1 protein-coding gene is annotated in these 791 nt (G+C 44.1%); it reads left to right on the plus strand.

Annotated elements, in window-relative coordinates:
* Positions 1-753 (plus strand): IS3 family transposase (locus ACXAH1_RS24645; RefSeq protein ID WP_475200333.1); only part of this gene is annotated, 753 nt, incomplete at its 5' end.
* Positions 754-791: the final 38 nt, after the last annotated feature.

Consider the following 791-nt stretch of genomic DNA (forward strand, 5'->3'; position numbering starts at 1 on the left):
GCACTTGCTTGTGAGGTTGCAGGACTAAATCGAAGTGTCTATTACTACACGCACAAACGACCACCTGATGATGAGGTAATCGATGCGTTGCTGTTGCTTGTAGAGCGTCACCCTCGCTGGGGTTTGCCTAAGCTGTTTAAACGGCTGCGGCATCAGGGGAAAACATGGAACAAGAAGCGTGTTGAACGAGTTTACAATATGCTAAAGCTCAACTTGAGGCGAAAGGGAAAGCGCCGTGTTCCTACTCGTAGCCCAGAGCCATTGAGTACGCCGGAAAAGCACAATGATTCTTGGTCTATGGATTTTATGAGCGACGCTTTAAGCTTTGGACATCGCTTCAGAACATTAAATATTATTGATGATTACAATCGGCAAGCACTGGCCATCGAAGTAGATACCAGTTTGACCACAGAGCGGGTTATCAGAACGCTTGAACGAGTGATTGCCTGGCGAGGAAAGCCGTCGCAAATAAGGGTTGATAATGGACCTGAATTTACGTCCAGCTTATTAGAAAGTTGGGCTCAGAACAAAAATATAAAGCTAGAGTTTATTCAGCCAGGTAGTCCTTATCAGAATGGTTTTGTGGAGCGTTTTAATCGCAGTTATCGAGAAGAAGTATTAGATTTATATCTGTTCGATTCACTACAACAAGTACGCGAAATCACAGATGAATGGTTAGAAATTTACAATTATGAAAGGCCTCACGATGCGCTGGAAGACATGACTCCAGTTGGCTACCTTGAGGCAGCATAATTCTACTAATGAGCTGTACTAGGTTGGGTGGAGTTACA

Source organism: Pseudoalteromonas sp. AWH4_217 (genome assembly GCF_056161105.1).